Here is a 3,008-nt window from a genome sequence, read left to right on the forward strand (position 1 = left end):
ACGCCATTCTGCGTATTATCGACTGACCGAAGGAGCAACAGATGAAACAGCTTTCCTTTTTACCCGGCGAGATGACGCCACAGGACCGGCGTCTCATTCAGCGGGCGCTCAGGGCTCTGGACCGCCACCTGCATGAGCCCGGCGTAGCCTTCACCTCTACCCACGCCGTACGTGAATGGCTGCGACTGCATATGGCCGCGCTTGAGCGGGAAGAGTTCCGGGTGTTGTATCTGGACAACCAGAATCAGTTGATTGCCCATGAAACGCTCTTCACCGGCACGATTAACCGCACCGAGGTGCATCCCCGGGAGGTGGTCAAACGTGCTCTGCACTTCAACGCGGCGGCGGTGATACTCGCGCATAACCATCCTTCCGGCGAGACGACGCCCAGCCAGGCTGACAAAGCCCTCACGCAGCGACTGGTTCAGGTACTTCAACTGGTGGATATCCGTGTCCCTGACCATCTGATTGTCGGCGGCAGGCAAATCTATTCGTTCGCAGAACACGGTCTGCTGTGAGGTATTACATGAAAATTATCAGTAAACGCCGGGCAATGACGATATACCGCCAGCATCCTGAGTCCCGAATCTTTCGCTACTGCACCGGCAAATACCAGTGGCACGGTAGTGTCTGTCATTACACCGGCAGGGACGTTCCGGATATCACAGGAGTCCTGGCGGTATACGCCGAACGTCGCCAGGACCGCAACGGGCCTTATGCCTGCCTGATGAGCATCACCCTGAACTGACAATAGTGGAGAACTGTAATGAGCAACATCACTTGGGGCCTGCAGCGCAATATCACGCCGTGCCTGGGAGCCCGCCTTGTGCAGGAGGGGAACCGGCTGCACTACCTGGCTGACCGGACCAGTATCACAGGTAAGTTCAGTGATGCCGAATGTTTTAAGCTGGATGTGGCATTTCCGCACTTTATCAGTCAGATGGAGTCGATGCTTACCACTGGTGAAATGAACCCTCACCATGCCCACTACGTAATCCTGTATCACAACGGTTTCACCTGCGAAGCCGATACCCTTGGCAGTTGCGGCTATGTATACGTCGCTGTTTATTCCACTCAACGCTAACAAATTTCACGAGAACAAACTTGAAAATACTACCTGCTACAACTTCGCGGGCGGCGAAGCCCTGCCTGTCACCCGTTGCTGTCTGGCAAATGCTACTGACACGCCTGCTGGAACAACACTATGGTCTTACCCTAAACGATACTCCTTTCAGTGATGAAACCGTTATTCAGAATCACATTAATGCCGGGATCACGCTGGCCGATGCTGTTAACTTTCTGGTGGAAAAATACGAACTGGTTCGTATCGACAGGAAGGGATTTAGCTGGCAGGAACAATCCCCTTATCTTCGGGCTGTAGATATCCTGCGGGCAAGACAGGCAACTGGCCTTTTACGACAAAGCCGTAACACCGCAGTACGGTAAATATTGCGTACAACCTTCCCGATTTACATTTCTGATCTTCCGCTCTTGTTTACATATTGCATAATGCGCCTGCCATTATCTGGCGGGCGCGTTTGTTTTTTACGGACAACATAAGCTCAGATTTGGTCTGATACAATTGTGGCGCAGGGCCGAATCCAATCTGACAATCCGCTCCGTGACAAAAACGGAAGTTGCTATATCAATCTATGTTAATCAACTGGGAACAGGTCATCAGGCCTGCTATTGCAGGCCTGATTCATGAGTTGGAAACATTTAACGGGGCTTGGATAAACTAAACAGTGATCAGCTCTGCAATTTTTGTTGCAACAACTGCCAATGTATCTTCTCCCGTATCGAGGCCGCTTCGGGACGCAAGCAAGGGACTGACATTACGGAGAGCTTCATACGTCGTGTTATGCACGATGGGAACGAGTTGGTTGCCTGCCAGTAAAGCGGAAAGCTCTTTATCAGCAACACCTTCTTTAGGTAGACGGTTTAACAATGCTGGTGTTACTAAAACCAAGCCTATTCGAGAGTTTGCTAATCCTTTATCGATGGCACGCATCATCGGAACGCCAAGGGCAAGATCCTTTTCGCTGAACCATACTTTGACACCTGCCGCTTCGAGCAAATCGTGTAACTCTTTGGCAATACCTTGTCGGTCATCCCAAGCATGGCAAAGGAAGACATCACGCAGATCAGGTTGCTCAACGACAAGTTTCTCGACCACTTGTCGAATTGGCGTAAGTGATTGTACTTGGGATGTTGTGTAAGAAACGGAAGACCCTGATTTTGACCAACGTGGCTTCGCGCTGCTGCTGGATCCACCGCCTCCATAACTTCCGCTACCGCTAAAGCCTGATGATGAGTAAGAAGGGTAGCTATCATAACTGTAGCTACTACGGCGATAACCGCTGCGATTACGACATGCGGGACAGGCAGCAGCGGCTGCTGCTGAGCTATGTCCACGAACAGGAGCCGTACATCTTGCCATACTCTTGTTTCCCCCTTGATAATCTGAAAGATAACTGCTGCGCCATTAAAACCAGATAAGTAATGGGGACTTTTGAGTGTAAAACAAGAAGTGTATTTTCAGAAAGCTGTGCCTTATCACACTGCCAAATTTAATTTTGAGCTCAAGAGTTCAAAAAGATCAGGAGGTACTAGTGGTTACAGTGGCAGTACCGATTGAATCGCCACGGGTTTAACAGACACCTCAGAGTCATTTAAGATGGCTTAAAGAGAGGTGCCCATGAGCGGTAAGCGTTATCCCGAAGAGTTTAAAATTGAAGCGGTAAAACAGGTTGTTGATCGCGGCCATTCTGTTTCCAGCGTGGCAACACGTCTCGGTATCACCACCCACAGTCTTTATGCCTGGATAAAGGCATATGGCCCGGATTCCTCAACCAATAAAGTCCAGTCAGACGCTCAGGCTGAGATCCGACGCCTCCAGAAAGAGCTGAAGCGGGTTACCGACGAACGGGACATATTAAAAAAAGCCGCTGTAGATTCAATTGGTCAACGCAACAGTTATGTGAAAACATGGGGTTGCGGAGGTTTTT

The 3,008-nt window shown here is 50.2% G+C and carries 6 protein-coding genes; 5 read left to right on the forward strand and 1 reads right to left on the reverse strand.

The features are described 5' to 3' along the window. Positions 1 to 41 precede the first annotated feature (41 nt). The 4 genes from FHC49_RS21935 to FHC49_RS21950 are packed head-to-tail and all read left to right on the forward strand — an operon-like array spanning position 42 to position 1,446. Positions 42 to 518 (forward strand): RadC family protein, encoded by a 477-nt coding sequence (locus FHC49_RS21935; RefSeq protein ID WP_001618788.1) that lies wholly within the window; start codon positions 42 to 44, stop codon positions 516 to 518. A gap of 8 nt (positions 519 to 526) precedes the next feature. After that, the gene (locus FHC49_RS21940; protein WP_000691995.1) at positions 527 to 748 is read left to right on the forward strand and encodes a DUF987 domain-containing protein; all 222 of its coding nucleotides are present in this window, start codon (positions 527 to 529) and stop codon (positions 746 to 748) included. Between the two features lie 18 nt (positions 749 to 766). Next, positions 767 to 1,084, forward strand: a complete 318-nt coding sequence (locus tag FHC49_RS21945; RefSeq protein WP_032170240.1) for a type IV toxin-antitoxin system YeeU family antitoxin — start codon at positions 767 to 769, stop codon at positions 1,082 to 1,084. Between the two features lie 20 nt (positions 1,085 to 1,104). Continuing rightward, complete coding sequence (locus FHC49_RS21950) at positions 1,105 to 1,446, forward strand: TA system toxin CbtA family protein (protein WP_032170241.1); 342 nt, start codon at positions 1,105 to 1,107, stop codon at positions 1,444 to 1,446. A 292-nt stretch (positions 1,447 to 1,738) separates the two neighbouring features. Here FHC49_RS21950 and FHC49_RS21955 read toward each other — a convergent pair whose 3' ends face one another. After that, complete coding sequence (locus FHC49_RS21955) at positions 1,739 to 2,440, reverse strand: toll/interleukin-1 receptor domain-containing protein (RefSeq protein ID WP_032170242.1); 702 nt, start codon at positions 2,438 to 2,440, stop codon at positions 1,739 to 1,741. Positions 2,441 to 2,698: 258 nt separating this feature from the next. On the opposite strand from FHC49_RS21955, the gene FHC49_RS21960 reads away from it, so the two are divergent. Continuing rightward, positions 2,699 to 3,008 (forward strand): transposase (locus FHC49_RS21960; RefSeq protein ID WP_255581440.1); only part of this gene is annotated, 310 nt, incomplete at its 3' end.

This window comes from Kluyvera sp. EC_51 (assembly GCF_019584505.1).
GTDB lineage: Bacteria > Pseudomonadota > Gammaproteobacteria > Enterobacterales > Enterobacteriaceae > Kluyvera > Kluyvera sichuanensis.